Below are 23,844 nucleotides of genomic sequence, written 5' to 3' on the forward strand. Positions count from 1 at the left end.
GAGGAACAGCGAAAGAAGCGATACATACGATAGATTAGCATAGATAAGGGAGGTCTTTTCGATGTCTTATTCTCACTTTCAAGCTTATCCACATTCTGACCGTGTCTTAGAATTAACAAAAGAACTTGTTCATCAGCCGAGTATTTCTGGAACGACCCAAGAAAATCAAATGGCTGATTTAATTCATTCAATTTTGTTGCGCAACCCTTATTTTCAAAAGCATCCAGAAAAAGTGAAACAGGTTCCTTTAAAAGGAGATCCTCTAAATCGAATCGCCATTGTAGCGATGCTCGACAAAAACGCTTCATCAAGAAGAGCGACGATATTACTTAGTCATTTTGATGTTGTTGGTGTGGATGATTTCGGTCTCTATAAAGAGGAAGCTTTTAAACCGGTTGAATTACAACATCGACTCTTACAAGAGCAAGAAGGATTTTTAGACGAAGATGCTAGGAAAGATTTGCATTCCAATGACTACTTGTTTGGCAGAGGTTCAATGGATATGAAAGCAGGTCTAGCTATGCAGTTATCCATTATGGAAGACATTGCGAACGATGACCACTCAAAAGAAAATATTTGTCTAGTTGCGGTTCCAGATGAAGAAAAATTGTCGCTGGGTATGTTTGCTGCTGTAGAAGAACTTGAACGCTACCAACAAGCTGGCTGGGAATTTTCCGCGTGCATTTGCTCAGAACCGAATTTTTCAGCTTATCCAAACGATTTTAATAAATATATTTATACTGGTTCAACCGGTAAACTGTTACCGTTCATCTATTGTTTAGGAAGAGAGACACATGTCGGTCAACCCTTGGAAGGCATTAATGCTTCTGTCATGGCCGCACAGCTTGCAGTTGAAATGGAATGGTCGGATAGCTTCTCTGATCAACTAGATGGAGAGTCATCCCCTTCTCCAACGTGCTTGCGAATTCGTGATTTAAAAGAAACCTATGATGTTCAGACGCCTAATGAATCCTACTTGTTTTATAACGTACTCACCTTACATTCTAGCCCTGAGGCAGTCATGGAAAAAGTAAAACAGGCCTGTCTCCATGCAAGCGAAGCGATTTACGAACGATTGGTCAATCATCGACTTGCTTTTGGTACAGATGCTTTAGCTGCTGCTGTCCCGCAGCCAAAAGTGTACACGATTACAGAACTTTATGAGCGAGGAATCAAGAAGTATGGCGTTTCTTTTAAAAAATCTTATGAAACCATTATCGAAGAAAGTATCGCAGAGAATGACAATTTTACTGATCAAACATTGACTGTCGCAAGGAACTTATCATCCTATTTCTTAGATCTCGCACCCTTTTATTTATTGTTGTTACAGCCACCTTATTACCCGCACGTCAAGCTGGATGAAACGCAAGATGATGCGATTCTCCAGCTGACAAAATCGTTGCAACACATTGGAACCGAATCGTTTCAAGAATCCATTGTATTAAAGACATTTTTTCCAGGGCTGTCTGATGTGAGTTACCTCCGCTCTAAAGGCGACGAGCGAGCAGAAACAACGCTCACAACCTTTATGCCGCTCTATAATAAGAATTATCTAATCCCTATCCAGGCCATTCAAAAGCTTAATGTGCCAACGATTAACGTAGGTCCTTTTGGAAAGGATGCGCATAAACGAACAGAGCGATTACAGCTGTCTTATTCAACAAAAGTAGCCCCAGTTTTGTTACGTTATGCGACAAAACATTTAGCGTAGGCTTGAGGGGATTGAGTGAGAGATGATAGACACGATCTAAAAAACTTCACAAAGTTCTAGCTTAGATGCTCTTTTAAGAACCTAGTCGGTCAAGAGGGTTCTGCTAGAACTTTTTTTTCATTTATCATACCAACTGTCGTTACGAGAACGTGTCGTTTTGATGCAAAACAATAAAACAGAAAAATTGTAAATTTTATAGGTAGAGGGTGAATTCGTAGTGTAAACTAGGAAGAGGGTTTGAAGTGTGAACAAGTAAGGAGTATACATATGAAAACATCATCATTGGTAACGGCTGGTCTCTTGCTCGGAATTTTTATGGCTGCGATCGATAATACCATTGTTGCAACGGCAATGGGCACGATTGTAGGAGACTTGGGGAATTATGATCAGTTTGTCTGGGTCACCGCAGCATATATGGTTGCGATGATGGCAGGTATGCCGATCTATGGCAAATTGTCTGACATGTATGGAAGAAAACGGTTCTTTTTATTTGGTTTAATTGTTTTTTTAATTGGCTCTATATTATGTGGGTTGGCTGACTCTATGAATCAACTTATTGTGTTCCGAGTGATTCAAGGAATTGGTGGCGGCGCATTAATGCCAATCGCATTTACGATTATTTTTGATATTTTCCCACCTGAAAAGAGAGGCAAGATGACAGGGTTAATTGGCGCAGTTTTTGGCGTTTCTAGTGTGTTTGGCCCGTTAATGGGTGCGTTTATTACGGAAACGTTAAGCTGGCATTGGATTTTCTATATTAATGTACCAATCGGTGCAGTGGCACTGTATTTAATAGGTCGTCATTATAAAGAAACGTTGGAAACGAGAAAACAGAAAATTGATTGGCTTGGGGCTTCCACCCTTGTCATTGCGGTTGTTTGTTTAATGTTTGCGTTGGAATTAGGTGGAGAAGCCTATGGTTGGTCTTCACCAGAACTTTTGGCATTATTTGCTTTAGCGTTGGTCGCTTTCATTGTTTTTGTTTTTGCGGAACGTCGTGCAGAGGAACCAATTATATCGTTTTGGATGTTTAAAAAGAGATTATTTGCGACATCGCAAATCATTGCGTTTATTTACGGTGGGACATTTGTTGTGCTAGCCATTTTCATTCCTATTTTTGTGCAAGCCGTTTTTGGAGGATCTGCGTCAAGTGCTGGAACGACGTTAATGCCGATGATGATTGGTTCAGTCGTTGGTAGTATGACAGGAGGAATGCTGCAAACAAAAATACCGTTTCGGACGATGATGATTTTTTCCGGTGTATGCTTTTTGACCGGAATGATCTTGCTCTCGACGATGACACCTGACATTTCGCGTATCATGCTAGGGGTCTATATGTTTTTAGCAGGATTAGGTGTCGGGTTTTCCTTTTCATTATTACCAGCTGCCTCTATTAATGATTTACCAAAGCGCTATCGAGGATCAGCAAATTCAACGAACTCGTTTCTGCGTTCATTCGGAATGACCGTAGGAATTGCAATATTTGGGACCGTGCAAACCATGTCTTTTTCAAACCGTATGACTGAGGCATTTGCCGATAGGGTGAACGAAAACTTGATAGCTGATCCACAAGAGTTGTTCACGCCAGAAGGTCGGGCACAAATACCAGACGATGTTCTGGCAGTCATTACAACAACGATGTCGGACTCCATCACGTTTATTTTCAGTCTGGCAATTATTCCGATAAGCTTAGCGCTGCTAACATCCTTTTTTATGGGCGGAGAAAAAGTAGAAACGAACGAGGACTTAAAGATGAAAGGGTCACCTGAATAAATGAGAACCTGTAGCTAAAGCTACAGGTTCTTTTTATAAAATTTAAAGAGACAGCTATTAAAAATTGGCGGAACTTGTCGATATGTATAATGTACGTTAGATAGAGAGAGGAGAACTGCGCTTGAGTAGTATTATTGTTAAAAATGCAGCGAAATACTTGCCAGAATCCATAAAAAACCGTGAAGACATGCGCACCCATTTTGCGGCTGTTGGTGCACAGGTTGATTCACTTTTTGATATAGGTGGGAGAGAAAATCATCCATATATTAGCGATTATCGACAAGAGACGTCGGTTACGATGGCAACAAAGGCATGCCAAGCGGTTTTAGATAAAGAGGGACTTACGTTAGCAGATATACACGGTTTGTTTTTTGTGTCGGATGCACCTGAGTATACGGTTCCTTCGAATGCAATTACTATTGTAAATGCACTTGGAGAGGGCAATGATGGAGCTGTAAAATTTGTGATGGACTTAAATCAAAATTGTACAGGGTTGCTGTCTTCTTTTGATATGGTAAGTGCGTATATGAAGACGCGCAATGACTTAAAGCGATGTCTACTTGTTAGTGTCTTTAACTCCACCCATGTGTCACATCAAGACGATCCCGTCACATTTGGCTTTTTAACGGATGGTTCAAGTGCGCTTCTGCTAGAAAAAACCGAACAAGATGGAAAAGGAATTGTTGATTCTGATACGTTAATTGGTTCTGATGGTTGGGAATTAATGAGTTTTCCTGCCGCTGGTTACTCAAAAGTGTTTAAAGAAGAAACGACATTAAGAGAGCGGACGCTACGATGGGAAGTTGGTCCAGCTGGCTGGATTCCCGATAAATATATGGAAGTCCTGCCACAATTACTTGAACGGAATGGCTTAACAGAGAAAGACATCGATTACTTTATTTGCTCGCAATTCCACGAAGGTTTAGTGAAAAAAACGTGTGAATTAATGGAGTCGTCGATGGATAAATGGTTGTTCGTCAGTCGTGACTACGGATACGCAGGCAATGCTTCACCAGGGTTTGCTTTTGAATCAGGTTTAGAGTCAGGTAAGTTTACAGAGGGGAAAACCATTGTTTGGTTTTCATTCGGCGCAGGTTATACGCTGTCGGCATTATTATATAAATTTTAAAAAAGGAATGATGTTTGATGTATTCAATGAATCTCGACAAAAACAAAAAACGCTTCACGATCGTAGTAAGTGGATTTATTACGGAAGAGGAGGCGGAAGCATATACAAACGACTATGTTAAGCATGCTTCTTCTATTGACTGTGCGCAATACACGCTCGTATTAGATGGTAGCGACATTATTGCCTCTAAACAGAGCATGCTAGATGGCCTTAAGGCGCTTATTCAATCTTATATTGACCACGGCTACAAAGAAATTTTATTCGTTCAAGCAAAATCACCTTCAGCTCGAGCGCAGTTGCGTCGAATCGATGTACTCATGAACAATGTACGTTTAATTGAAGTAAACGAAGTATGAGGAAAATATGAACATGTTGAAAAGGCGACTAATTCAGTGGATTAATCGTCTTTTCTTTGTTCTCTATTATGTTGTTATAAGAACTGGAGACTCCTGCGGGACAGCGCGTGTCTGAAGACACTGTAGCGAGGGGATCCTCTTATAAAGGATCATAATTGTTCTTGTCTCAAATTGAACCTTGCTTTTTTCCTGGCCACTTTTCTTATTGGCCATTTCTTTCACAATACGCCCAAAAGCGATTGAATCCCTCTAATCCGTCTTTAGAATCTTTAAAAACACCAGCATGATGAAGAACGTTCATAAAAATATGCCCTACTTCTTTTTTTAATTCATCGTCAATATTGTCTTTTGTCAGTTTTTGTCCTAATCGTCTTTTCAGTTCGGTTGCCCAATGACGATGCTTTTGCGTATAGGGAGACTGAGAGAGTGAAGTTTCTGCATGTTCATTTAGTAGAACAGCTGCAATCTCTTCTAACTCCTTTTTTAACCGACCTGGCAAAATGGCTAGTCCCATGACTTCAATAAGACCAATGTTTTCTTTTTTTATCGCATGAGCTTCTTGGTGAGGATGAAACAAACCGAGAGGGTGCTCATCTGTTGTTCGATTGTTTCGGAGAACTAAGTCAAGTTCGTAATGATCGTTGGTCATACGTAGTACAGGCGTTATGGTGTTGTGTTGTTCATTTTCCGTAAAAGCAACTAGATCAAGCGAATGATCAGAATAAGATCGCCAGCTTTTTAAAATGAGAGAGGAGGCAGCAATTAAGTCGCTTCGATTCGTTCCACTTAAACGAATTACTGACATAGGCCACTTTACAACACCTGCTTCAATCGTAGGAAAGCCTAGGTTTGAAAGCTTTTGTTTAAGCGGAGCATGAGCCATTGGGAATGAGTGCATCCCGCCTTGATAGTGGTCGTGTTCAAGAATAGAACCACCGACTATAGGTAAATCTGCGTTTGAACCAATAAAATAGTGCGGGTATTGATCAATAAAATCGAATAATCGTTCAAACGTTGTTTCGTTTATCACCATCGGTTTTTGCTCGCCAGAAAAGATGATCGCATGCTCGTTGTAGTATACATAAGGGGAAAACTGAAAATACCACTCTTCACCAGCTAATGTAACAGGAATATAGCGTAAATTGTGTCTGGCAGGATGGTTAAGTGAACCTTTGAAACCTATATTTTCTTTGGCAAGTGGCCCGTTTGGATAGTGTTTAAGTTGTACCTGCTTTCGAGCCGCTGCAAGTGCTGTCGGGTCTTTTTCAGGCTTTGACAAGTTAATCGTTATGTCTAATGGACCATAAGATGTGTCGACATGCCAACTCTCATTTAATTGAATCCGATCCATTCGTATGTAATTGGAATGTTTGTTGAACTGGTAGAAGGATTTAGTCGCTGTTTCAGGACCATAGTTGTTTTCCTTATGTCTAAACCAGTTCGTCACGTCACTTGGTCGAGGAAGTAGAAGATTCATAATGGCCGTGTCGAATAAATCACGATGTGTGACTGTGTTATGAGAGATTAAGCCTTGAGAAAACGCCCAGTCAAGTAAAGGGGGCAGAATGTTTTCAAGCTGTTCTTCCTCTATGACGTGAACTTCTTCAGGATAGTCGAGATGTAAGAATTCAAGAAGGCGATTATGAAGATAGTGTTTATCTTCCGGTAAGAATAAGTTCTTTCTTAGACCGTAAAGCAATAACTGTTCAATATAAATATGAACCATTTACAGCCCTCCTTCATAAATTTTTTTGACCCCGTCTCCAGCTAAACTTGTATAAAAATCCGGTTGGATCTTTGTATGCTGATGATACTGTTTCGCCACATTTTCTTTAAATTGGTCAATATATTCTTGATGAACAAGGCTCACGGTGCATCCTCCAAAGCCTGCACCGGTCATCCGAGTGCCGATACAGCCTCTTTGATCTTTTTGAATAGCGTAAAGGAGGTCTAGTTCAGCTCCGGTCACTTCATAGTCTTCAGCCAGCGAATGATGTGATTCACACATATAATGACCGAATCTATGAATATCGTGCGCTTTTAAGTGTTTGACAGCTAGCTTGACGCGATGATTTTCAGTGACAATATGATTGATTCGTTTTTCTAAGACGGGGTGCTGGATGGTCGCTCTTGCCTTTTGCCATTCCTCAACGGTTAGATCGCTTAATGATTCCAATTGATAACCGGTATTCTGCAAGAGTTTTAACCCTTGTTCACACTCTGCGCGACGCTCATTATACTTTGAATCTGCTAAGCCACGCTTTTTATTTGAGTTTGTTAGAACAAGTGCATACTCACCTAATTCAAGCGGGACAAGCTCGTGGTGAAGGGTATTCGTATCAATAAAAAGCGCATGTGCTTCTTTTCCAAGGCCTACCGCGTATTGATCCATAATGCCGCTATTTACACCAATATAATGATTTTCAACACGTTGACAAAGTTGAGCAAGGGTTGTTCGATTCAACGTCGATTGGAGGGCATCATTTAGGAAAAAAGCGGTCACCATTTCAATGGAAGCTGAGGACGATAACCCTGCTCCGTTTGGTAAATCCCCGAAAAAATAAAGGTTCATACCTGGAAGGCGGTAACCGAGCTGTTGATATTCATAAAGCACTCCTTTTGGATAGTTGCTCCAATCGTCTTTTGCAGAGTACGTAAGGTTATCAATTGAATACTGATAGGTCGTTTGAAAATTAGCGCTTTGCATGTAAATCATCTCATCGTTTCTAAAGCTTACTGCTAAATAGGTACCCATCTCTAAAGCTGCAGGAAATACATAGCCATTGTTATAATCTGTATGTTCACCAATAAGGTTTACACGCCCTGGAGAAAAATAAATTCGTTGAGGGTGTTCATTTGTAAACGAGTAAAAGGCTTGTTTTAATGAGTAAAGAATTGTCATGTAATCACGCTCCTAACTCTAATGTTACCGTTTTCTAAATGAAAAGATATAGAGAAAATTGCGATTTTCTCACCTATAATTGTGGAACTTTTTTCGTAACCGTTTTCTTTTAATTGTAAGAAAGCTTTGACTTATACAAGGAAATCATGTATATTACGGAATGGGCGAACAATTAAACGCCCTTTGTGTTTTAATATTCGTTTTTAGGGGTGTCTTAGATGGAAAATGTATTTGATTACGAAGATATTCAATTAATTCCTGCAAAGTGCGTAGTGAATAGTAGATCGGAATGTGACACGAGCGTTGAATTAGGTGGACGCACATTTAAGTTACCAGTGGTTCCGGCAAATATGCAAACCATTATAGATGAAAAGATTGCACTTTATTTAGCAGAAAACGGATATTTTTATGTCATGCATCGATTCCAACCGGAAAAACGCTATGCTTTTATACAAGATATGCAGGCAAAAGATCTTTTTGCTTCGATCAGTGTTGGTGTGAAAGAAGAGGAGTATCGCTTTGTTGAGCAACTAGCAGCAGAGGGTGTGATTCCTGATTATATTACAATTGATATTGCCCACGGTCACTCTAATGCCGTGATTGAAATGATTCAACATATAAAAGGAAAGCTGCCTACTAGCTTTGTAATCGCAGGAAATGTGGGTACACCAGAAGCTGTTAGAGAGCTAGAAAATGCTGGTGCTGATGCAACAAAAGTAGGAATTGGACCTGGGAAAGTATGTATCACAAAAATAAAAACAGGTTTTGGAACAGGTGGATGGCAACTAGCAGCGCTTCGCTGGTGCGCGAAAGCGGCAAGTAAACCAATTATTGCAGATGGTGGTATACGAACCAATGGGGATATTGCAAAATCCGTTCGTTTTGGTGCGACGATGGTTATGATTGGCTCCCTTTTTGCAGGTCATGAAGAATCGCCAGGCGAAACAACAGAAAAAGATGGCAAATTGGTCAAAGAATATTTTGGTTCCGCTTCTGAGTTTCAAAAAGGCGAAAAGAAGAATGTAGAAGGTAAAAAGATGTTTGTTGAACATAAAGGATCATTGATTGATACATTAGAAGAAATGGAGCAAGATTTACAATCATCCATTTCTTACGCAGGTGGGTCAAAACTTGAATCGATCCGAAATGTTGATTACGTGGTTGTGAAGAACTCGATTTTTAATGGCGATAAGGTCTATTAATTGACTGAATAGAAAAGCTTTATGAGCAAATTTTGCTCATAAAGCTTTTTGTGTAAGAAACGGTATAGACATACTTATCTATTATAAAAACCAATCCCAGCCTTGTCTTGGTCGTCTTGTTCGTTGTTGATCGTGACAGGCTACATTCTCAACTTCTTGATCTTCTTCAATAATAACTTTCTCAGGGTAATGATGGACGTGACGGTAGATTTTTTTGCGTTTTACAACGGTTTCAATCGGGTGAACTTCCGGAATGATGACAACTTCTACTTCTTCGACGACTCTTTTTCTAGGAGTGTGTACGATTGGGTCCGTTTCAGTGATATGAACGTTATCCTTCTTTTTCCCACATTTAGAGCAACGATGTTCCATGAGATCACCTCCTTAATAAAGATCTTATTTATAAGCTATGTGTTCGATTCTTATTGGACTCGTTATAAGCCCTGAAAGTCGAAGAAAAAGGCGGTTATACATGAATGAACTTTATAATAAGTAGTAATAGTTTTTTCACGAATGATAACAGCAATAATTTTTGTAGCTTTTGTCTTATTAAATGGCGACAATAGATTGTGCGTCATTTTCACATCTAAATTGAATGAAGAAAATTGACTCACATAAAAAAAGAGAAGCGGGTTAACCCGCTTCTCTTATCGTTAATCTCGAACGCCTGCCCCTTCTTCTGAGTGGGCTAGTCGACTTGATGCAGCTGCAGCAATTGCGCCGACAATGTCATCAAGAAATGTGTGACATTTTTCTTGATTATGATCATTTAGTTTGGCGAGTATACCGGGCTTAATTTTATCCACATAGCCAAAATTTGTTAACCCGATCGATCCATAAACATTGACAATGGACAAGGCGATAATCTCGTCAATTCCGTATAAGCCTTCATCAGATTCTATAATCTCTTGTATAGGAGATGAAAGTTTCTTTTGCTCTGCTAATCGATCAAGCTCAATGCCTGTTAATAAAGCGTTTTGAACTTCACGTTTAGCAAGTACTTTCATGACATGGTTTCTGCACATCTCTTTCGTTAAATTAGGGACGTAGGGTGTTTGTAAATCATAGACAAGGTCCATAATATCCTCAATTGTCACTCCACGGTCCTCTAGGTTCTCAATTGCTAAGTCAATTGTTATTTTGTGAATCAATGTAAGTGCCCCTCTCTGTTTTTAACCATTTATTTCTTACTATACCCTTTTTTTCGTTGTGGAAATAACCATTCACTCGAAATAATTTGGATGCCAGAACCTTTTGTGGGTAATAATCTTCTTACAGTACGACAAGCCATTGATTCATAATCTTCTATATAGCGGCTAAATGTTAATTGAGGAACGAGAATCTCAATCGTTGCCGTTGCTGCTACTTCATTGTAATGGTTTCGCCAGTACTTAAAATTCTCGAACTGTAAGACTTTAACTGAGTCTGTCATGGTTTTTTTATATTGTTGCTCAAATAATTGTTTGGTTTGTGGCAAATCGAGGTTTTTGTCACCAACATGAATGTATAAAGTTGTTTTGCATCTTGCCTTACAAATGTACATCAATGGCCTCCATCTGATCTTGTACGGCAAGTATACAAGAAAAGGGTCGTCTTGAAAATAATTGGATAAATAACGAATGTTTTTTAATTATACTCTTTTAATGTTCGTATTTTATATTGACAACTTGCTTTACTATTGCTAAACTAATTTCGTACTAAATCGTATAGCATTTCGATCGTATATCCGCAGAAATAAGGTCTGCAAGTTTCTACCGAGCTACCGTAAATAGCTTGACTACGATATGAGAAGCGCTGTTTGCATAAAACAACCTTGTCATGTCGACTCTAGGTAGAACATCCTAGAGTTATTTTATTTTGGGGGGAAAGAAAAGAATGGATCGGTTCTTTCAATTAAGTGCAAACAAAACATCTATACGACAAGAAGCAGTAGCAGGATTAACGACATTCCTGGCAATGGCTTATATCTTGTTCGTCAATCCAGATATATTGGGTGCAGCAGGGATGGACCAAGGTGCAGTGTTTGTTGCGACGGCGTTAGCTGCAATGGTTGGTTCTATTATAATGGGATTAATCGCAAACTATCCAATTGCCCTTGCTCCTGGAATGGGCTTAAATGCCTTTTTTGCTTACACGGTTGTTATAAACTATGGTATGTCCTGGCAAGCTGCATTATTTGCTGTTTTTGCATCCGGTGTAATCTTTATCTTTATTACAATTTTTAAACTTAGAGAAAAAATTATAAATGCAATACCAGAAGAACTTAAATACGCGGCAGGGGCCGGAATTGGATTATTTATTGCTTTTATTGGTCTTAAAAATGCTGGGATTGTAGTAGGGGATGAAGCAACACTTGTCACAATGGGGAATCTACAATCTCCTGGAACGTTGCTTGCCATCTTTGGAATTGTGATTACGATTGTCCTTGTAGTGATGAACATTAAAGGCGCAGTGTTTTATGGTCTTGCATTAACGGCTCTGGCTGGTATTTTAACAGGGATGAATAGCCTAGATGGCGGAATCCTTTCTATGCCACCAAGCTTAACGACTTTCGGAGCAGCGTTTCAATTTGAAAGCTGGACTGATGAGATTTTTACTTTACAGATGCTCATTGTCATTTTAACGTTCTTATTTATCGTCTTTTTTGATACAGCAGGTACATTGTTTGCTGTTGCGACACAAGCTGGTTTTGTTAAAGATAATCGCTTACCTCGTGCTGGAAGAGCGTTATTTGCAGATGCTAGTGCAACGACAGTTGGGGCCGTTTTTGGTACATCAACTACAACAGCTTACGTAGAATCGACATCAGGCGTAGCGGTTGGTGGTCGAACAGGGCTAACCGCAATTTTTACGGGTCTGTTTTTCTTAGTAGCGCTATTCTTTTCTCCACTTTTGTCTGTTATTACGGAGCAAGTAACGGCACCAGCACTTATCGTTGTCGGGGTTATGATGGCTACATCTCTACGTCATATTGATTGGAACAAGATGGAGATTGCCGTTCCAGTATTTTTTACTGTCGTTACAATGCCGTTAACTTATAGCATTGCTACAGGGATTGCACTTGGTTTTGTTCTTTATCCATTAACGATGGTTGTTAAAGGACGCGGTAAAGAATTACATCCACTTATGTATTTATTATTTGTAGCATTTGTGTTGTTTTTATTCTTCTTACCTCATTAATATCTTCTAAAAAGCAATTCGCCTTAAGGTGAGTTGCTTTTTTATTTTCGTAGAAAGAAACAATGTTGTACGACATGATGTTCTTTATTTATATAGGAAGAAATACGGTTTTTTTGGCATGTATAATTGTTTGGAATTAATTTTTATTATTTTTTTATGAAATAGTATTGACGATACACGTTAAATCTTGTTATTATATCTAAGTCGCCAACAGATGGCGCAAACGAGTTCTTTGAAAACTGAACAAAAGCCAAGCGTAAAAGAGATACAAGGTATCTCGTCAATGAAGTTAGACACAGCTTTAAAATGTGCAACAGCTTAGGATCTTCGACTAAGACCGCAACATCGTGTTGCGACGTCGAAGTCAACACATCCGTGTGTAAGAAAACACTTTTAACGGAGAGTTTGATCCTGGCTCAGGACGAACGCTGGCGGCGTGCCTAATACATGCAAGTCGAGCGGATAGAAGGGAGCTTGCTCCCGGAAGTTAGCGGCGGACGGGTGAGTAACACGTAGGTAACCTGCCCCTTAGACTGGGATAACTCCGGGAAACCGGAGCTAATACGGGATAATAAAGAGAATCGCCTGATTTTCTTTTGAAAGACGGTTTCGGCTGTCACTAAGGGATGGACCTGCGGCGCATTAGCTAGTTGGTAAGGTAACGGCTTACCAAGGCGACGATGCGTAGCCGACCTGAGAGGGTGATCGGCCACACTGGGACTGAGACACGGCCCAGACTCCTACGGGAGGCAGCAGTAGGGAATCTTCCGCAATGGACGAAAGTCTGACGGAGCAACGCCGCGTGAGTGAGGAAGGCCTTCGGGTCGTAAAGCTCTGTTGTGAGGGAAGAACAAGTGCCGGCGTAACTACCGGCACCTTGACGGTACCTCACCAGAAAGCCACGGCTAACTACGTGCCAGCAGCCGCGGTAATACGTAGGTGGCAAGCGTTGTCCGGAATTATTGGGCGTAAAGCGCGCGCAGGCGGCTTCTTAAGTCTGATGTGAAATCTCGGGGCTCAACCCCGAGCGGCCATTGGAAACTGGGGAGCTTGAGTGCAGAAGAGGAGAGTGGAATTCCACGTGTAGCGGTGAAATGCGTAGATATGTGGAGGAACACCAGTGGCGAAGGCGACTCTCTGGTCTGTAACTGACGCTGAGGCGCGAAAGCGTGGGGAGCAAACAGGATTAGATACCCTGGTAGTCCACGCCGTAAACGATGAGTGCTAGGTGTTAGGGGTTTCGATGCCCGTAGTGCCGAAGTAAACACATTAAGCACTCCGCCTGGGGAGTACGGCCGCAAGGCTGAAACTCAAAGGAATTGACGGGGACCCGCACAAGCAGTGGAGCATGTGGTTTAATTCGAAGCAACGCGAAGAACCTTACCAGGTCTTGACATCCTTTGACCACTCTGGAGACAGAGCTTCCCCTTCGGGGGCAAAGTGACAGGTGGTGCATGGTTGTCGTCAGCTCGTGTCGTGAGATGTTGGGTTAAGTCCCGCAACGAGCGCAACCCTTGATTTTAGTTGCCAGCATTTAGTTGGGCACTCTAAGGTGACTGCCGGTGACAAACCGGAGGAAGGTGGGGACGACGTCAAATCATCATGCCCCTTATGACCTGGGCTACACACGTGCTACAATGGATGGTACAAAGGGCAGCGAAGCCGTGAGGTGGAGCCAATCCCATAAAGCCATTCTCAGTTCGGATTGCAGGCTGCAACTCGCCTGCATGAAGCCGGAATTGCTAGTAATCGCGGATCAGCATGCCGCGGTGAATACGTTCCCGGGTCTTGTACACACCGCCCGTCACACCACGAGAGTTTGTAACACCCGAAGTCGGTGAGGTAACCTTTTGGAGCCAGCCGCCTAAGGTGGGACAAATGATTGGGGTGAAGTCGTAACAAGGTAGCCGTATCGGAAGGTGCGGCTGGATCACCTCCTTTCTATGGAGTATTTACTCTAGTCGATATATGACCGTTGGTCATATAACGCTTCGGATCTTTTGTTCAGTTTTGAAAGAACTCTTTCTTTCTTATTAAAATGGGCCTGTAGCTCAGCTGGTTAGAGCGCACGCCTGATAAGCGTGAGGTCGGTGGTTCGAGTCCACTCAGGCCCACCATTTTAATGAAACGGGGCCTTAGCTCAGCTGGGAGAGCGCCTGCTTTGCACGCAGGAGGTCAGCGGTTCGATCCCGCTAGGCTCCACCAAACGAATATTAACCCCCTGATAAGGGTTTTATTTATGTCTGAATGAATGATTCAGAAAATGCGATGGGTATAGAACCAAGCTAGATGCCTGGTACCTACATCCTGTAGGCATGGTTCTTTGAAAACTAAATCTAAAATCAACTCAAATAAAGTTTTGTTCATCGGTTTTAAACTGTTTGAACGAGACGTCAAGAATTCATAAACCTTTTAGGTTAACTGTTTTACAAAGAGACCCGAGTAGATCAAGGATGGGAAATGCTTGATGGAAGAAGCGTAGTTGTCTACGTGACTGACAGAAAGACATGAACCAGACGAAGAGATGCGAAGGGAATCTGATGTAAAAATGGATAAGTTAGAAAGGGCGCACGGTGAATGCCTTGGCACTAGGAGCCGATGAAGGACGCGACGAACAGCGATATGCTTCGGGGAGCTGTAAGTAAGCTTTGATCCGGAGATTTCCGAATGGGGGAACCCACCATCCGTAATGGGATGGTACTCCTACCTGAACACATAGGGTAGGTAGAGGCAGACCCGGGGAACTGAAACATCTAAGTACCCGGAGGAAGAGAAAGCAAATGCGATTTCCTGAGTAGCGGCGAGCGAAACGGAATCAGCCCAAACCAAGAGGCTTGCCTCTTGGGGTTGTAGGACACTCTATACGGAGTTACAAAGAAACGGAGTAGGTGAACTGTCTGGAAAGACAGGCCGAAGAAGGTAACAGCCCTGTAGCTGAAACTTCGTTTCCTCCAGAGTGGATCCTGAGTACGGCGGGACACGTGAAACCCCGTCGGAATCCGGGAGGACCATCTCCCAAGGCTAAATACTCCCTAGTGACCGATAGTGAACCAGTACCGTGAGGGAAAGGTGAAAAGCACCCCGGAAGGGGAGTGAAAGAGATCCTGAAACCGTGTGCCTACAACTAGTCAGAGCCCGTTAATGGGTGATGGCGTGCCTTTTGTAGAATGAACCGGCGAGTTACGATAACGTGCAAGGTTAAGCTGATGAGGCGGAGCCGCAGCGAAAGCGAGTCTGAATAGGGCGAGTGAGTACGTTGTCGTAGACCCGAAACCGGGTGATCTACCCATGTCCAGGGTGAAGGTCGGGTAACACCGACTGGAGGCCCGAACCCACGCATGTTGAAAAATGCGGGGATGAGGTGTGGGTAGGGGTGAAATGCCAATCGAACTCGGAAATAGCTGGTTCTCCCCGAAATAGCTTTAGGGCTAGCCTCGAGTGATGAGTTTTGGAGGTAGAGCACTGATTGGACGAGGGGTCCCCACAGGATTACCGAATTCAGTCAAACTCCGAATGCCAAAAACTTTAACTCGGGAGTCAGACTGCGAGTGCTAAGATCCGTAGTCAAGAGGGAAACAGCCCAGACCATCAGCTAAGGTCCCCAAGTATACGTTAAGTGGAAAAGGATGTGGAGTTGCTTAGACAACCAGGATGTTGGCTTAGAAGCAGCCATCATTGAAAGAGTGCGTAATAGCTCACTGGTCGAGTGACTCTGCGCCGAAAATGTACCGGGGCTAAACGTATCACCGAAGCTATGGCAATCCCAATAGGGATTGGGTAGGGGAGCGTTCCAAGGACTGTGAAGCTAGATCGTGAGGACTAGTGGAGTGCTTGGAAGTGAGAATGCCGGTATGAGTAGCGAAAAGAGGGGTGAGAATCCCCTCCGTCGAAAGCCCAAGGTTTCCTGAGGAAGGCTCGTCCGCTCAGGGTTAGTCGGGACCTAAGCCGAGGCTGAAAAGCGTAGGCGATGGACAACAGGTTGATATTCCTGTACCACCTCGTATTTGTTTGAACGATGGGGGGACGCAGAAAGGTAGGGTGAGCGCGCCGCTGGCTGTGCGCGTCGAAGCATGCAAGGCTGGAGCATAGGCAAATCCGTGTTCCGTGAAGGCTGAGCTGTGACCGTGAAGGACCCAAGGGTCCGAAATCCCTGATCCTCCGCTGCCGAGAAAAGCCTCTAGTTAGAATACAGGTGCCCGTACCGCAAACCGACACAGGTAGGCGAGAAGAGAATTCTAAGACGCTCGGGAGAACTCTCGTTAAGGAACTCGGCAAAATGACCCCGTAACTTCGGGAGAAGGGGTGCTCTATTAAGGTGAATAGCCTGAGAGAGCCGCAGTGAATAGATCCAAGCGACTGTTTAGCAAAAACACAGGTCTCTGCCAAGCCGCAAGGCGAAGTATAGGGGCTGACACCTGCCCGGTGCTGGAAGGTTAAGAGGAGGGGTTATCCCGAAAGGGAGAAGCTCTGAATTGAAGCCCCAGTAAACGGCGGCCGTAACTATAACGGTCCTAAGGTAGCGAAATTCCTTGTCGGGTAAGTTCCGACCCGCACGAATGGTGCAACGACTTGGATACTGTCTCAACGAGAGACCCGGTGAAATTATAGTACCTGTGAAGATGCAGGTTACCCGCGACAGGACGGAAAGACCCCATGGAGCTTTACTGTAGCTTGATAGTGAGTGTTGGTACCATTTGTACAGGATAGGTAGGAGCCTAGGAAACCGGAGCGCTAGCTTCGGTGGAGGCGTCGGTGGGATACTACCCTGATGGTGCTGACATTCTAACCTCGACCCGTGATCCGGGTCAGGGACATTGTCAGGTGGGCAGTTTGACTGGGGCGGTCGCCTCCTAAACAGTAACGGAGGCGCCCAAAGGTTCCCTCAGAATGGTTGGAAATCATTCGTAGAGTGCAAAGGCATAAGGGAGCTTGACTGCGAGACCTACAAGTCGAGCAGGGACGAAAGTCGGGCTTAGTGATCCGGCGGTGCCGTATGGAAGGGCCGTCGCTCAACGGATAAAAGCTACCCTGGGGATAACAGGCTTATCTCCCCCAAGAGTCCACATCGACGGGGAGGTTTGGCACCTCGATGTCGGCTCGTCGCATCCTGGGGCTGAAGTAGGTCCCAAGGGTTGGGCTGTTCGCCCATTAAAGCGGCACGCGAGCTGGGTTCAGAACGTCGTGAGACAGTTCGGTCCCTATCCGTCGCGGGCGTAGGAAATTTGAGAGGAGCTGTCCTTAGTACGAGAGGACCGGGATGGACATACCGCTGGTGTACCAGTTGTTCCGCCAGGAGCATCGCTGGGTAGCTACGTATGGACGGGATAAGTGCTGAAAGCATCTAAGCATGAAGCCCCCCTCAAGATGAGATTTCCCATGGCGTAAGCCAGTAAGACCCCTTAGAGATGATGAGGTTGATAGGTCAGAAGTGGAAGTGTGGCGACACATGGAGCGGACTGATACTAATCGGTCGAGGGCTTATCCTAATTTTTTCTTGACTTGAGTTTGATTTCTAGATTTAGTTTTGAAAGAATCAACAATTCTTTTAACTTTGACAACGAGGAACAAGACGAAGAGATTCGAACTGTTAATCGGACGTCAACATAGTCTGGTGGCAATAGCAAAGAGGTCACACCCGTTCCCATGCCGAACACGGTCGTTAAGCTCTTTTGCGCCGATGGTAGTTGGGGGCTTCCCCCTGTGAGAGTAGGACGTTGCCAGGCAAGCAGAGAGACACCTAAAAAGGTGTCTTTTTTTTGTATAGAGAAACGGAAAAGAGCTGCGCTTCGAAGAAGCGAATGTAAAAAGAACGTACCCAGCTCGAAAAAGGCATCAATCCAAACCCATCACGAAGGATCAACGAAGAAGAGGCACCATGCTCCCCTCTGTGAGACGAAAGGGTCGAATTCGTAGAACGTCATGAAGAAACCATCGTAAAAAGAGCGTGTTAAACGGCCCCGTAGGAATCGACCCTGAAGCACAAAGTCGTGAATTTCGTAAGCTTCCATGGAACGCATCCTTGAAACAGCTTCATGCGAAACGTCCCCGTAGGAAATCATGACGGAGCAAAAGGACGTTGCCAGGCAAGCAGAGAGACACCTGAAAAGGTGTCTTTTTTTGTATAGAGAAACGCAAAAGAGCTGCGCTGCGAAGAAAAATATAAAAGATCTAACAATATGGAATAAGGCTATTTCTTAAACCAGTTTTAGGGAAGATTAGAAGGGTTGTTCGTTATAGAATAAAAAAATCAAGCTCCATACTTGAATACTATAGGGGGGTATAGTATAGTGAGTGTAACAGAATAAAATGTGCAATAAGTTGTCATACACTCAATGTTAATGAAGAAAGTATGAAATGGCAATTAAGGAGGCTCGACTATGGCTGATAAAGAGGTATATATCCCGATAGAAGGTATGACCTGTGCTGCGTGTGCTAATCGCATTGAGAAGGGTTTAACAAAGCTTGATGGTGTGCACGATGTTACCGTAAACTTTGCAACGGAAAAAGCCAAAGTTCACTACAACTCGCAAGAAACAGATATAAAGACAGTTGAGGAAAAAATCAACCATCTTGGTTATAAAGTGTTTAAAGAAAAGGTCGTTTATGATGTAGCAGGAATGACTTGTGCTGCGTGTGCTAATCGAGTTGAAAAAAAACTGTCGCGCACGGATGGTGTTTCAAGTGCAAATGTTAATTTTGCCCTTGAAAACGTTACGGTTGAATATAATTCGAATCAAGTGACTGCAGATCACTTAAAAGAAGCGGTTAAAAAAATTGGGTATACGTTAAATGAGCAGGGATCTAAAGAAACAACAGCAGGTCAGAGGGAGAGAGAAATTCAAAACCAAACTGGAAAGTTTATTTTTGCAGCGATTCTTACCTTTCCGCTCTTATGGACAATGGTGACGCATTTTGAATTTACCTCGTTTCTTTATATGCCCGATATGTTTATGAATCCTTGGGTTCAACTTGCGCTGGCTACACCAGTTCAATTTATTGCCGGTGCTCAGTTTTATAAAGGAGCTTACAAGGCATTGCGAAGCAAAAGTGCCAACATGGATGTTTTAATTGCTTTAGGTACGACTGTCGCATTTTTTTATAGTATCTTTTTAGGGTGGGAATGGCACGTTGGCGGTCAGGTTGGCATGCCAGAGCTTTATTTTGAAGCTGCCGCAGTTATCATAACGTTAGTTATTTTAGGTAAATTATTTGAAGTGCGCGCAAAAGGTCGAACGGGAAAAGCAATCGAAAAGCTCCTAGGGATGCAAGCAAAAACAGCACGTGTTCTACGAAATGGGGAAGAAATAGAAATCCCAGTAGAACAAGTAGTGGTCGGGGACTCCTTTATTGTTCGACCAGGCGAGAAAATCCCAGTAGATGGAAAAATCGTAAAGGGTGAATCAGCAGTTGATGAGTCAATGATTACTGGTGAGAGCATTCCGGTTGATAAAAAGCTCAAAGATGAAGTCATAGGCGCAACAATTAATAAAAACGGAACATTAACGATAAAAGCAACAAAGGTTGGTAAAGATACGGCTCTAGCTCAAATTGTTCGTGTTGTAGAAGAAGCACAAGGAAGTAAAGCGGATATACAGCGTGTTGCAGATAAAGTATCAGGTGTTTTTGTACCTATTGTTGTTTTAATTGCTATCGGCTCGTTTCTTGTTTGGTATTTCCTCATTGAACCAGGCGATGTACGTTCAGCCCTTGTTCCTTTAATTACTGTTTTGGTTATTGCTTGTCCTTGTGCGTTAGGTCTGGCAACCCCGACATCGATAATGGCAGGATCGGGTCGTGCAGCAGAAATGGGAATCCTGTTTAAAGGTGGTGAGCATCTAGAGAATACTCGCACCATTGAAACGGTTGTTTTAGATAAGACAGGGACGGTTACGAAGGGCGAGCCTGAACTAACAGATCTTGTAATTTTGAACGGCTTGGAAGAAGAAATCCTTCCTTTTGTTGGAGCAGCTGAAAAACACTCGGAGCATCCACTTGCACATGCAATTGTAAAAGGAATTCAAACAAAAGGATATGTGCCAAAGGAACCTGAAAATTTTCAAGCACTACCTGGTTTTGGCGTTGAGGCAAAAGTAAATGGGAAGACAGTGTTTGTTGGAACGAGAAAACTAATGCATCAGCAAGGTATTAAAATCGTTGATGCGGAAGATATATTGACAGCTTTTGAAGAAGATGGAAAAACCGCCATGTTAATTGCAATTGATAGAGAATTAATAGGCGTAATTGCTGTAGCTGACACGATAAAAGAAACATCGCGAGCGGGCATTCAGCGTATGAAAGATTTAGGGCTGGAAGTCATTATGTTAACTGGGGATAACAAAAAGACCGCCGCAGCCATTGGCAATCAAGTAGGAATTGATCGTGTTATTGCAGAGGTTGTGCCGGAGCAGAAAGCTGATGCGATAAAAGAATTACAGCTTGAAGGCAAGAAAGTAGCAATGGTCGGAGACGGAATCAATGATGCTCCTGCGCTCGCTGTAGCAGATATCGGAATGGCGATAGGAACAGGAACAGATGTGGCAATAGAAGCTGCAGATGTCACATTAATGCGGGGAGATTTACAAAGTGTGGCTGACAGTATTCAAATGAGTAGTAAAACGATGCGCAATATTAAGCAAAACTTATTTTTTGCATTCGTGTATAACTCTGCGGGTATCCCTATTGCTGCAGCTGGCTTATTAGCTCCTTGGGTTGCAGGTGCAGCGATGGCATTTAGTTCGGTATCCGTAGTGTTAAACGCGCTACGTCTACAGCGAATGCGTTTTAAAAAAGAAGGTGTGCCAAATGAAGATTAAGACTTGGGTAACGATTGCTGTCGTCTATTTAGTTATCGTGATAAGTGCTTATGGAATTGTGACTGGAGAGAATATTTTTCAGAGTGGAGATATTCATGAAAATCACGAGTCCTTGATGAATCACCATGATGAGAAATCTTTAGATTTTAAATAGGAGGGGTAGGAATTGGAGAGGGCTGAGTTACGTGTAACAGGAATGTCGTGTGGTCATTGTGTATCTTCAATTGAAAGTGGTTTAGGTGAAAAGAATGGAATTGAGCATGTATTGGTGAATCTTCAAGAAGGGGTTGTAACGGTAACCTTTGTTCAAGAAAAATGGACGATTGACCAGTTGAAAGAGGTCATTGAAGATTTAGGCTATGAGGTAAATTGAGATTCTGGTAAAGAAAAATGGAGCTCCTATTATATGGGGCTCTATTTTTTAGCGTCATTTCGTGAAAGTTAGCTCATTGCAATTCCTGCACTGGCGTAGCCAGCTACTGCATTAACTAATGTGAGTCCTTCTGCAGTGGCGGAAAATACCATTAATAATCGATCTCCTGCCGCTACTGGAATAGACAGGCCGGAAGCAATACCGCTTGAAATTGTACCTAATTCTAAAACTCCTGTTAAAGGTGGTGCTAACGTAACGCTTGCTCCTGGAATCGCAGTAAACGTATTATCTGGCGTTGGGCCGGCTGAGCGGAAGACTTGAGCTGTAATCGTAACGGTAGACCCTATTAATGATAAAGCAGCGGTTGTACTGAAATAGCCACTGAGGGACGTAATGGTACCATCGCGAGGGACAGAGAAGCCGAAGTTAAGCAACGTGCCTCCTGCTCCAGTCAAATCAATGGTATCTCCTCCTAGTAAACTGACTCCTGCTAGCGCGGTACCAAAGCCAATTAAACTTGTCGTACCGATTAATCCACCTGCAATTGTAGTCAAAGCCGCTGGAAGTCCGGATGCAAATGGCATAATAGCACCCCCACCTGCTACGCCAGTAGGACCTGTAACTCCTGGAAGTCCAGTGACGCCAGTGGGACCTGTAGCTCCTGGAAGTCCAGTGACGCCAGTAGGACCCGTAACTCCTGGAAGTCCAGTGACGCCAGTAGGACCTGTAACTCCTGGAAGTCCAGTGACGCCAGTGGGACCTGTAACCCCTGTTACTCCTGTATCGCCAGTGACGCCAGTCGGGCCCGTACTTCCTGAAAGCCCGGTTGGCCCAGTAATTCCAGTTGAACCTGTAACCCCAGTTGCTCCGGTAGGTCCAGTGGCACCAGTCGGGCCCGTTGCACCAGTCGGTCCAGGGGGATTAATAATTGTTGGCCCAGTAATTCCAGTAATACCTGTAATACCACTACCAGATCCAGTGGGTCCCGTCGGCCCAGGAGGTCCTGGGACACCGGTAGGTCCAGTAATTCCCAAACATGGTGGACAGCGGTCTCTTCCATTATTTGGGGTACAGGTAAACCGCTGAATATTTGTACATTGACAATAGCTTGATTGACAGTTTTGACAATCGTTACTCATGATACACATTCCTCTAAAGGTATGGTTTGATATACCCTATGCTCATGCCTAAAAAAATGCGCATCATAATGGAGTGAATGTCATTACTCAATTATGGTTTGGAAAAGAAGAAGAGGTCTAAGTGCGACATCTTTTAGGATTTGCGCTCTTTAATGATGTGGGCCTAGTGACAAATAAAAAACATCTCCATAAAAGGAGATGCTAGCAAAAAATCGTTTATTTTCCAAAAAATCCGCGAATCGCAAAGGCAATATTTTGTGGTCTCTCAGCAAGGCGTCTCATGAAATAGCCGAACCAATCAGTTCCAAATGGCACGTAAGAACGCACTTTATAGCCTTCATCAATTAACTCTTTTTGCAGCTGTTCTCTAAATCCATAAAGCATTTGGAATTCAAATTGATCTTTATGAATTTGATTTTCGCTCGCGTACGTTTTTACATTGGCGATAATGTTGTGATCATGGGAAGCAATTGCTGTGTAACTTCCATTATCTAAATGTGTTTTAATAAGGTTCATATAGTTTTTATCGATTGTTCCCTTATCTTGGTAGGCAATCGTTTCAGATTCTTTATAAGCGCCTTTTACAAGTCGTAATGGGACACCTTTTAATTGTTTTACATCATGTTCTGCTCGATGGAGGTATGCTTGGATGACGGTTCCAACGTTATCAAATTGGTGTTCTGTTCGCAAGATTGATAGGATGCGTAACGTTTGTTCACAATGAGAATAATCCTCCATATCGATACGAATAAAAATATTAAAGGCTTGCGCCACTTCACAAATGCGCTTCATGTTGTATAAGCAAAAACTTTCATCAATGTCTAAGCCAAGCTGTGTCATTTTTAGAGACAGGTTGCAGTCTACTTTTGTTTCATTGATCGCACGCAATACAGAAAGACAGGCTTCTGTGGATTCAATCGCTTCTTCTCGTTCCGTAACGAACTCTCCTAAATGGTCAAGTGTACAAGCGACACCTTTTTCATTTAATAACTGAACATTTTTAATGGCATCTTCTAATGTTGCACCAGCAACAACTTGAGAAGCGCCGAACTTCAATCCCCATTTTTTTGCGGCTTTATTAAGAGATTTATTTTTAGCTAGCTGCATAAATACTGAACGAAGTGGTTGTTCTAGGACCATAATTCATTCCTCCTACAAATGATGTAAACGCTATATTAAAAGATATGCAAAAAGTGTGCCAACTTTAAAAAGAGTTAAATGTAGAGTTTTTTAGGCAAATCGTCTAAAATATAGACAGAAAGTGAC

The 23,844-nt window shown here is 42.9% G+C and carries 16 protein-coding genes, 2 tRNA genes, 3 rRNA genes and 1 riboswitch; of the genes, 14 read left to right on the forward strand and 7 right to left on the reverse strand.

From position 1 onward, the window contains the following. The first annotated feature begins 61 nt into the window (after positions 1-61). The 4 genes from ABC361_RS05225 to ABC361_RS05240 all read left to right on the forward strand — a co-directional run bounded on the left by ABC361_RS05225 (position 62) and on the right by ABC361_RS05240 (position 4,969). Complete coding sequence (locus ABC361_RS05225) at positions 62-1,711, forward strand: M20/M25/M40 family metallo-hydrolase (RefSeq protein ID WP_413073015.1); 1,650 nt, start codon at positions 62-64, stop codon at positions 1,709-1,711. A 267-nt stretch (positions 1,712-1,978) separates the two neighbouring features. Beyond that, a complete protein-coding gene (locus ABC361_RS05230; protein ID WP_413073016.1) occupies positions 1,979-3,484 on the forward strand; it encodes an MDR family MFS transporter in 1,506 nt (501 codons plus the stop codon). A gap of 121 nt (positions 3,485-3,605) precedes the next feature. Beyond that, positions 3,606-4,613, forward strand: coding sequence for a 3-oxoacyl-ACP synthase III family protein (locus ABC361_RS05235; protein WP_413073017.1), 1,008 nt, complete (start codon positions 3,606-3,608; stop codon positions 4,611-4,613). Between the two features lie 17 nt (positions 4,614-4,630). After that, a complete protein-coding gene (locus tag ABC361_RS05240; RefSeq protein WP_413073018.1) occupies positions 4,631-4,969 on the forward strand; it encodes a hypothetical protein in 339 nt (112 codons plus the stop codon). Between the two features lie 202 nt (positions 4,970-5,171). On the opposite strand, the gene ABC361_RS05245 is transcribed toward ABC361_RS05240, so the two are convergent. Then, positions 5,172-6,695, reverse strand: coding sequence for a UDP-glucose--hexose-1-phosphate uridylyltransferase (locus ABC361_RS05245; RefSeq protein WP_413073019.1), 1,524 nt, complete (start codon positions 6,693-6,695; stop codon positions 5,172-5,174). Beyond that, entirely contained in the window at positions 6,696-7,871 is a 1,176-nt protein-coding gene (locus ABC361_RS05250) for a galactokinase (protein ID WP_413073020.1), read from the reverse strand. 218 nt (positions 7,872-8,089) lie between these two features. On the opposite strand from ABC361_RS05250, the gene guaC reads away from it, so the two are divergent. Beyond that, positions 8,090-9,073 (forward strand): GMP reductase, encoded by a 984-nt coding sequence (gene guaC, locus ABC361_RS05255; RefSeq protein WP_413073021.1) that lies wholly within the window; start codon positions 8,090-8,092, stop codon positions 9,071-9,073. An 81-nt stretch (positions 9,074-9,154) separates the two neighbouring features. Here the strand turns inward: guaC and ABC361_RS05260 are convergent, their stop codons facing one another. The 3 genes from ABC361_RS05260 to ABC361_RS05270 form a co-directional block, all read right to left on the reverse strand. Beyond that, positions 9,155-9,445, reverse strand: coding sequence for a CotD family spore coat protein (locus ABC361_RS05260; protein ID WP_413073022.1), 291 nt, complete (start codon positions 9,443-9,445; stop codon positions 9,155-9,157). Between the two features lie 281 nt (positions 9,446-9,726). Next, positions 9,727-10,224 carry a phosphatidylglycerophosphatase A family protein gene (locus tag ABC361_RS05265; protein WP_413073023.1) on the reverse strand — a complete coding sequence of 166 codons (498 nt, stop codon included), beginning with the start codon at positions 10,222-10,224 and terminating at the stop codon, positions 9,727-9,729. A gap of 29 nt (positions 10,225-10,253) precedes the next feature. After that, a complete protein-coding gene (locus tag ABC361_RS05270) occupies positions 10,254-10,616 on the reverse strand; it encodes a hypothetical protein (protein WP_413073024.1) in 363 nt (120 codons plus the stop codon). 155 nt (positions 10,617-10,771) lie between these two features. Then, a riboswitch (purine riboswitch) is annotated at positions 10,772-10,873 on the forward strand. Between the two features lie 75 nt (positions 10,874-10,948). On the opposite strand from ABC361_RS05270, the gene ABC361_RS05275 reads away from it, so the two are divergent. The 9 genes from ABC361_RS05275 to ABC361_RS05315 all read left to right on the forward strand — a co-directional run bounded on the left by ABC361_RS05275 (position 10,949) and on the right by ABC361_RS05315 (position 21,439). Further along, positions 10,949-12,253, forward strand: coding sequence for an NCS2 family permease (locus tag ABC361_RS05275; RefSeq protein WP_413073025.1), 1,305 nt, complete (start codon positions 10,949-10,951; stop codon positions 12,251-12,253). A 393-nt stretch (positions 12,254-12,646) separates the two neighbouring features. Next, positions 12,647-14,194: ribosomal RNA gene (locus ABC361_RS05280) — 16S ribosomal RNA — on the forward strand. Between the two features lie 99 nt (positions 14,195-14,293). Next, positions 14,294-14,370: transfer RNA gene (locus ABC361_RS05285), tRNA-Ile, on the forward strand. A gap of 12 nt (positions 14,371-14,382) precedes the next feature. Then, a tRNA-Ala gene (locus ABC361_RS05290) sits at positions 14,383-14,458 on the forward strand. A gap of 345 nt (positions 14,459-14,803) precedes the next feature. After that, positions 14,804-17,739, forward strand: a 23S ribosomal RNA gene (locus tag ABC361_RS05295). A 121-nt stretch (positions 17,740-17,860) separates the two neighbouring features. Beyond that, a 5S ribosomal RNA gene (gene rrf / locus ABC361_RS05300) occupies positions 17,861-17,976 on the forward strand. Together the 16S, 23S and 5S rRNA genes with 2 tRNA genes alongside form the textbook arrangement of a ribosomal RNA operon. A 654-nt stretch (positions 17,977-18,630) precedes the next feature. Next, entirely contained in the window at positions 18,631-21,066 is a 2,436-nt protein-coding gene (locus ABC361_RS05305) for a heavy metal translocating P-type ATPase (RefSeq protein ID WP_413073026.1), read from the forward strand. Further along, the gene (locus ABC361_RS05310; RefSeq protein WP_413073027.1) at positions 21,056-21,220 is read left to right on the forward strand and encodes a hypothetical protein; all 165 of its coding nucleotides are present in this window, start codon (positions 21,056-21,058) and stop codon (positions 21,218-21,220) included. The genes ABC361_RS05305 and ABC361_RS05310 overlap by 11 nt, the downstream gene beginning before the upstream one ends. Positions 21,221-21,232: 12 nt before the next feature. Next, entirely contained in the window at positions 21,233-21,439 is a 207-nt protein-coding gene (locus ABC361_RS05315; RefSeq protein WP_413073028.1) for a copper ion binding protein, read from the forward strand. A 68-nt stretch (positions 21,440-21,507) separates the two neighbouring features. On the opposite strand, the gene ABC361_RS05320 is transcribed toward ABC361_RS05315, so the two are convergent. Beyond that, positions 21,508-22,578 carry an exosporium glycoprotein BclB-related protein gene (locus tag ABC361_RS05320; RefSeq protein WP_413073029.1) on the reverse strand — a complete coding sequence of 357 codons (1,071 nt, stop codon included), beginning with the start codon at positions 22,576-22,578 and terminating at the stop codon, positions 21,508-21,510. A gap of 216 nt (positions 22,579-22,794) precedes the next feature. Next, entirely contained in the window at positions 22,795-23,718 is a 924-nt protein-coding gene (locus tag ABC361_RS05325; protein WP_413073030.1) for a proline dehydrogenase family protein, read from the reverse strand. Between the last annotated feature and the right edge of the window lie 126 nt (positions 23,719-23,844).

It is taken from the genome of Shouchella phoenicis, assembly GCF_047238345.1.
In the GTDB taxonomy this organism is placed as follows: Bacteria; Bacillota; Bacilli; order Bacillales; family Bacillaceae_D; genus Shouchella.

Coding starts and splice junctions, on each gene's coding strand:
- ABC361_RS05225 (WP_413073015.1), top strand. CDS start 62: ATGTCTTATTCTCACTTTCAAGCTTATCCACATTCTGACCGTGTCTTA.
- ABC361_RS05230 (WP_413073016.1), top strand. CDS start 1,979: ATGAAAACATCATCATTGGTAACGGCTGGTCTCTTGCTCGGAATTTTT.
- ABC361_RS05240 (WP_413073018.1), top strand. CDS start 4,631: ATGTATTCAATGAATCTCGACAAAAACAAAAAACGCTTCACGATCGTA.
- ABC361_RS05245 (WP_413073019.1), bottom strand. CDS start 6,695: ATGGTTCATATTTATATTGAACAGTTATTGCTTTACGGTCTAAGAAAG.
- ABC361_RS05250 (WP_413073020.1), bottom strand. CDS start 7,871: ATGACAATTCTTTACTCATTAAAACAAGCCTTTTACTCGTTTACAAAT.
- guaC (WP_413073021.1), top strand. CDS start 8,090: ATGGAAAATGTATTTGATTACGAAGATATTCAATTAATTCCTGCAAAG.
- ABC361_RS05260 (WP_413073022.1), bottom strand. CDS start 9,445: ATGGAACATCGTTGCTCTAAATGTGGGAAAAAGAAGGATAACGTTCAT.
- ABC361_RS05270 (WP_413073024.1), bottom strand. CDS start 10,616: ATGTACATTTGTAAGGCAAGATGCAAAACAACTTTATACATTCATGTT.
- ABC361_RS05275 (WP_413073025.1), top strand. CDS start 10,949: ATGGATCGGTTCTTTCAATTAAGTGCAAACAAAACATCTATACGACAA.
- ABC361_RS05305 (WP_413073026.1), top strand. CDS start 18,631: ATGGCTGATAAAGAGGTATATATCCCGATAGAAGGTATGACCTGTGCT.
- ABC361_RS05310 (WP_413073027.1), top strand. CDS start 21,056: ATGAAGATTAAGACTTGGGTAACGATTGCTGTCGTCTATTTAGTTATC.
- ABC361_RS05320 (WP_413073029.1), bottom strand. CDS start 22,578: ATGAGTAACGATTGTCAAAACTGTCAATCAAGCTATTGTCAATGTACA.
- ABC361_RS05325 (WP_413073030.1), bottom strand. CDS start 23,718: ATGGTCCTAGAACAACCACTTCGTTCAGTATTTATGCAGCTAGCTAAA.